Source organism: Gaiella sp. (assembly GCF_035558935.1).
Classification (GTDB): domain Bacteria; phylum Actinomycetota; class Thermoleophilia; order Gaiellales; family Gaiellaceae; genus Gaiella.
Genome location: NZ_DATMBZ010000036.1, coordinates 1 through 5623, shown reverse-complemented (window position 1 = coordinate 5623; position 5623 = coordinate 1). Strand labels below are relative to the sequence as shown.

The 5623-nt window shown below is 70.0% G+C and carries 5 protein-coding genes; 3 read left to right on the top strand and 2 right to left on the bottom strand.

Annotation, left to right across the window (positions count from 1 at the left end):
* The coding region (locus VNM44_RS03985) for a nuclear transport factor 2 family protein (protein WP_325622872.1) at positions 1-420 on the top strand (420 nt) is incomplete at its 5' end.
* Positions 421-568: 148 nt separating this feature from the next.
* Here the strand turns inward: VNM44_RS03985 and VNM44_RS03980 are convergent.
* On the bottom strand, positions 569-1699 hold the full coding sequence (locus VNM44_RS03980) for a site-2 protease family protein (protein ID WP_325622870.1): 1131 nt from the start codon (positions 1697-1699) through the stop codon (positions 569-571).
* A gap of 84 nt (positions 1700-1783) precedes the next feature.
* Here VNM44_RS03980 and VNM44_RS03975 point away from each other — a divergent pair, with 84 nt between their 5' ends.
* Together VNM44_RS03975 and VNM44_RS03970 are read left to right on the top strand one after the other, a co-directional pair.
* Positions 1784-2257, top strand: a complete 474-nt coding sequence (locus VNM44_RS03975) for a cupin domain-containing protein (RefSeq protein ID WP_325622868.1) — start codon at positions 1784-1786, stop codon at positions 2255-2257.
* A gap of 253 nt (positions 2258-2510) precedes the next feature.
* Positions 2511-4244 (top strand): vWA domain-containing protein, encoded by a 1734-nt coding sequence (locus VNM44_RS03970; protein ID WP_325622866.1) that lies wholly within the window; start codon positions 2511-2513, stop codon positions 4242-4244.
* 372 nt (positions 4245-4616) lie between these two features.
* On the opposite strand, the gene VNM44_RS03965 is transcribed toward VNM44_RS03970, so the two are convergent.
* On the bottom strand, positions 4617-5623 hold a 1007-nt coding region (locus VNM44_RS03965), incomplete at its 5' end, for a DUF1835 domain-containing protein (RefSeq protein WP_325622864.1).

Here is a 5623-nt window from a genome sequence, read left to right as displayed (position 1 = left end):
ACAGCCACACAGAAGGTGCAGGCTGCGGAGGACGCGTGGAATACGCGCGATCCGGAGAAGGTGGCGCAGGCGTACACCGTCGACTCGGTCTGGCGTAACCGTGATGTATTCGTGACCGGCCGCGACGAGATCGTCGCCTTCCTGACGCACAAGTGGGACCGTGAGCTCGAGTACGCCTTGCGGAAGAACCTCTGGTGCTTCGACACCGACCGCATCGCCGTTCGCTTCCAGTACGAGAGCCGCGACCGCGACGGAACGTGGTGGCGGAGCTACGGCAACGAACTGTGGGAGTTCGACGACCACGGCCTGATGCGGCGCCGCGAGGCAAGCATCAACGACGTGGAGATCGACGAAAGCGAACGGCGTATCTTCGGCCCGCGACCCGACGAGGAACGCGGACGCGAGTTGCCCCTTCGTTGAGCGACGAGCACGAGCCGCAGGCCGGGCATCGGCATCGCGACGTGCTGGGGCAGGCGTCGCCTCACCTCCAGGCCACGGGTTGACGACGTCGATCGGCTTGCCTGCGGCGAAGGCGTTGATCGCGGTCGAGCGCGCGCCGCTCAGGTAGTCAGGCCGCCCTCCCCACCCGTCGGCCGGGCATCCCGATCTCGAGCGCGCGCGCGAGATCGGTGATCGAGACGATCCCGGTGAGCTCTTCGTCCTCGAGAACGATCCCTCGGTTGAGCTCCGATTCGCTGAGCTCGGCCAGGGCGTCGACCGCCGCGTCGTCCTCGTCGAACACCGGCACGCGCTCGCGCGGGATCATGCACTCGCGCACCAGCCGCAGCTCCCACTCGGAGCGCGGCACCTCGGCGACGCAGCGGAATGCGAGGAGGCCGACGACGCGCCCACCGTCGACGACGGGATAGGTCGTGTAGCGGCGGCTCCACGCAATCTCGTCCATGAAGCGCGCGATCGACATCGACGCAGGCACTGTCACGGGCTCGCGGGTCATGAGGTCGCGGACGCGCACCCCGCCGAGCGACTCGCTCACCATCGCATAGCGGTCTTCGGCAGTCGCCGCCTGGAGCAGGAACCAGCCGATGAAGGCCAGCCAGGCGCCGCTGAACGCCCCCTGGAAGACGAACAGGAAGATGCCCCCCGCGACCAAGAGGAGCCCGAAGCCGCGGCCGAGCCGGGCCGCGCCGCGCGTCGCGCTCCGGAAGTCGCCGCGGAAGTGCCAGAGAGCCGAACGCAGCACCCGGCCGCCGTCGAGCGGCAGCGCGGGGAGCATGTTGAAGACGAGCAGTGTGAGATTGATGTATCCGAGCCAGGCGACGACGGCGTCGACGGCGTCCGTGGTCGAGACCGCCCACGCGCCGAGCGAGAAGAGTGCCCCGAGCGCGAGCGAGACGAGGGGGCCGGCGATCGCGATCCGGAACTCCGCCCCTGCGCTCGGGAACATCCCCTTGAACTTCGCGACGCCGCCGAAGAGCCACAGCGTGATGCCCTCGATCTCCATCCCCTCGCGTCGCGCCTGGAACGCGTGCCCCAGCTCGTGGAGGAGCAGCGACGCGAAGAAGGCCGCCGCGGCGACGATCGCCATCGCGATGTAGGCACCGTCGGAGAATCCCGGGTTCGTCGACGGGAAGACGCCGACCGCCAGCGTCCAAGCGATCAGCGCGAAGACGACGATCCAGCTCCAGTTGATCCCGATCCGGATCCCGAAGATGCGCCCCAGCTCGAGGCTGGTCGTCATGGCTCTACCCTAGTCGTCGTCGGGTGGGGCCCGGCCCGGTCGGATGCGCCGCGCCCGGCGGCCGGCCGCCCATAGGATGACGCGGTGCGCGAGCTGGTCCTGGGGCCCGGGGAAGGGCTGTCAGTGGAGAACCCGATGGGCGGGCTCTTCACCTTCAAGATCAGGAGCGACGAGAGCGACGGCGCGCTCACCGCGATCGAGACGTTCGTGGCCCGCCAGGAAGGCCCGCCGCTCCACGTCCACGAGGAAGACGAGGTCATCTTCACTCTCGAAGGCTCGATGCGTATCAAGCTCGGGGACACTCTGCACCTGACGCCGGCGCGATCGTTCGTCTTCATCCCGCGAGGCACGCCGCACACCTGGCAGAACGTCGGACCAGGACCCCTGCGCTTCTTCGCCACGGTCATGCCGGCGACGGCGGCGTTCGAGGAGTTCTTCAAGCGCTACGCGGAGCTTCCGGCCGAGGAGCGCGGCGTCGAAGCCTTCGCGCGTCTCGCGGCCGAGACCGAGGCATTCGAGGTCGTCGGGCCGCCGCTCGCAGTGTCCGATCCGCGCTGACCCCCTCGAAAGTCGCCGGCACTGACTCGGAGGGGGGATGTAGGCGCACCCGGCCCGTGGTACCAACCACCGAGCGGCCCGTTGTAGGGGACTCAACCGTAGGGGGACATGACGGTGACCGCGAGGCTGTCGACGGACCGGGATCTCTTCGAGCCCGTCCCTTCTGCCCGCTCTCTGTCCGTGGCCATGGCGAACCGCGCCTGGCCCGGAGTCGGCCTCGGTTGCGTCGAACCGTCGAGGAAAGGAAGGGACGATGAGAGCAGCTCGGTCATCCGGGTATCGCTCGACCGCGCGGGGACGTTCACGGCGGTGGCGCCGTGGCGTGCTCGCGCTTGCGACTGCCGTCGGCATGGTCGCGATGCTGGCCGGGATCGCCTTGGCCGCCAATCCGGCCACGGCCACCCTGTCCAACGGCGCACAGCTCACGGTCTCGATCGACTCGCCGGCCACGGGGACGGAGTTCGTCGGCAGCTCGGTCGACGTTCCCGTCGCGGGGAAGGCCAGCATCGGGGTCGGCGCACAGGACGCGACGATCGTCTACGTGATGGACTTCTCCGGCTCGACCGGCGGAACTCCTTCGGGGAGCACCTGCGGCACGATCCTCGACTGCGAGAAGGCGTTCTTCGTCGGGCTCAACGCGGCGGCCGTCGCAGACGGATCGACCGACGAGGTCGCCGTCGTGAAGTTCAGCGACAGCGCGTCGACCGCGCTCGGGCTCACCGATCCGACGAGCCCGGCGGTCAACGCTGCGATCACGAGCGGCAGTCCCGGAGGCGGGACGAACTGCTCTGCGGGCCTGACGGACGCCCTGTCCCTGGTGAACGCGACGACGAACGGTCACACGTTCGTGGTGTTCGCCTCCGACGGCGTCTGCAACACCGGTGCGAACGTCACGGGCCCCGCCGGTGCCCTCGGGGCGGCCGGCGCGGTCGTCCAGTCGATCGCCATCGGCGCCGGGAGTAGCTGCACCACCGACGGCGGCGCCGGGACGCTGAATCAGATCGCCCAGAACGGTGGCGTCTGCACGGCGGTGCCGAACCCGAACAACCTCCCGGACATCATCCAGAACCTGATCGGCTCGACGCTCCAGTCGTTGGAACTGTCGGTCGACGGAAACTCGTCGGCGATCCCGAACTCGGAGATAGATCCCGACCTGCCGCAACCCGGCGCCGCCACCGTCACCTACTCGACGACCGCGCAGGACCTCGCCCCGGGCGCCCACACGATCTGCGTCACGGCGGCCGGTAGCGACGTCCTGGGCGACTCGAAGACGGCAGAGGCTTGCGTGACCGTTCAGGTCGTGCAGCTGAGCGCCGCTCCGGCGACCGAGACGAACGAGCTCGGCTCGGACAACCAGCACACCGTGACGGCGACGATCGCAGGTGACCCGTCCGTGGTCGCGGGGCGAACCGTGAGCTTCGTGGTGGGAGGCCAGAACGCCGGCGCGACCGGCACCTGCAGCCCCAACGCGAACTGCACCACGAACGCCGCCGGACAGGTGAGCTTCACGTACACCGTGCCGAAGGCCGACTCGAGCCTCGGCACGGACGAGATCGAGGTGTCGGCGCAGCTCGGCACGCCACCGGCGAAGGTCAGCGTCACCGTGGAGAAGATCTGGCGCGACACCACGCCGCCCGTACTGGCGTGCACGCCGTCCGTGAACCCGAATGGGAAGAACGTTCCCGGCGGATCCAACGAGGACGGGTTCTACCTCCTCACCGCCACGGACACGGTGACCGCGCAGTCGGACATCGTGATCAGCGTGAACGGGCTCGGCCGGCCGGACGGCTCACCGTTCCGTAGCGGCGACACGATGAAGTACACCCAGGCATCCGACGGCTCCACGCCGGTCAGCAAGAAGATCGGCGGCCCGGACTCCGCCGTCGCAGCCCACATCGTCAGTCCCGGTGACGCCACGGTGACCGCGACCGACACGTCGGGCAACACCTCGACCGTCACCTGCCTGGTGCCGAAGCCGCCGAAGTAGGAGGCGTCCCAGGCGGATCGCAGGGGAAGGGCCGAGAGATCGGTCCTTCCCCCTCTCGTGCTCACTTGCGACGACGAAGCGAGCGGAGCCAGCCGAGCAAGCCGCGCGGTGGCGGCGTCGGGTCCGGGGGCGGGATCCCGATCCGCAGTTCGCGGATTATGCCGCCCGCGGCCCGACGGTCACCGCCAGAACGAGGACGTCGAAGGCGTCGAGCCGCGCCCTCCACTCCCGCGAGCCGGCGCTCAACCCGAACCCGAATGTTCTGGCCAGGTTGAGCACGAGAGCGGCGTCGGGTCGAAGCCCTGGAGAACCGAGGTCACACCACGGCGAGCCACGCACCCGCGCGGTGACCGGTCCCCGTTGCGGGCGCGGCTATCCGGGCGCCAGGAGCTCTCCGCGCGCCGGATCCCAGCGCCATGGGCTCTGAGACGTGACGTGGGTCCCGCCGATCCAGCGGTCGACGTCGAGCAGCTCGACCCGGTCGGCGTCGCCCGCCATCGTTCGCTCTCCCGCTGCGGTCAGGCGCAGCCGGAGCCGCGCGAAGAGGTGTGCGTCGCCGAGCGGCGGGGGCGAAGGGACGGGATGTCCCTCGTCGGTCTCGATCAGCCGCGCCTCGCCCCGCCCGAGCTGCGCGAGCGTGCGGTAGAACCAGGAGTCGCCGAGAAACGGCGCGGCCTCGAGTCGCTGGGCAGCGACGAACGCGGCTCCGGGTGTGTCGGCCCCCGCGTCAATCGACTGCAGCGCCCGTCGCTCCGTGCCGGAGAGGCCGTCCCCCGGCGCGGGGAGCTCTTCGAGCAACCGGCCTAGCGCCGGAGCGAGGAACGGCAGCTCCTCCGTCTCGCGCGTCGCCCGTTCCGCCAAATCCGTCGGCTCCGGCGCACGAAACGCGGCCCAGGCGGCCGCCGCCGTCTCGAGCGTCGCGGCCGTCGCCGCGCGTCGCGCCGGCCACAGCGTCTCCAGCTCGCCTGCGGTCAACTCGCCCAGGCCGGCGAACGACGGCTTCCCGGGAAACGAGCCGACGACGACCAGCTCCGGCACGACCCCTTCCTCGTGCATGAGCGTCAGCACGTCCAGCAGCTGCAGCTGGTCGTAGAGATCATGCTCGAACCAGAGCACGACCTGCAGGCCGTCGCGCATCGCGCCGACCAGCCGGCTGTCGCGACGTTCGAGCGAGGCGAGCAGTGCGCGCCGGCTCCCCCACCCGCACTCGGACAGAAACGACGCCCGTGTCTCGAGGAGCTGCAGGCGCGACCCTGCGGGCGCGGGCCCCTCGTGAAGGGCGTCCTGCCAGGGAAGGACGGCACCCCCGATCCCGGTCTGCCGAAGCGTGTTGGCGGCGCTCTCTCCGTTCGTGACATGCAGGAGGGACGGATGCGCCG

Coding starts and splice junctions, on each gene's coding strand:
- VNM44_RS03970 (WP_325622866.1), top strand. CDS start 2,511: ATGAGAGCAGCTCGGTCATCCGGGTATCGCTCGACCGCGCGGGGACGT.
- VNM44_RS03980 (WP_325622870.1), bottom strand. CDS start 1,699: ATGACGACCAGCCTCGAGCTGGGGCGCATCTTCGGGATCCGGATCGGG.